This window comes from Allocoprococcus comes (assembly GCF_013300725.1).
In the GTDB taxonomy this organism is placed as follows: domain Bacteria; phylum Bacillota; class Clostridia; order Lachnospirales; family Lachnospiraceae; genus Allocoprococcus; species Allocoprococcus comes_A.
In genome coordinates, this window is sequence record NZ_JAAIMM010000127.1 from 1 (window position 1) to 327 (window position 327).

Sequence of the window (327 nt, forward strand, 5' to 3'; positions counted from 1 at the left end):
TAAGTTCCGGCTTTGTCCGGATGGTATTCCCCACCCTTTTCATCTTGGATGCTGATAAGCGTAACATCCTCTTTTTCTGCATCATAATGGATTCCTTCCATACTGGTTTCCACTGCAAATGTTTCATCCGAAATCTCTTTCGTAATATCGTCTGCCGTAACTGCCTGTTCTTTCTGACTCGTAACCGCCTGTTCGGATGCCTGTACCTCCTGCCCCACATCCGTCTGCTCGGCAGCGAACGCATTGGCACTGCTTAAGGTACTGACGCCCATCAGGACAGCCAGTCCAAAGGCTGCGATTCTGGTTTTTAAATTCTTCACCTTCATG

At 48.3% G+C, this 327-nt stretch carries 1 pseudogene; it reads right to left on the reverse strand.

Annotated features, from left to right (window positions below):
* Positions 1-326, reverse strand: a pseudogene (locus G4407_RS16375) (SpaA isopeptide-forming pilin-related protein); the annotation flags it as partial.
* Between the last annotated feature and the right edge of the window lies 1 nt (position 327).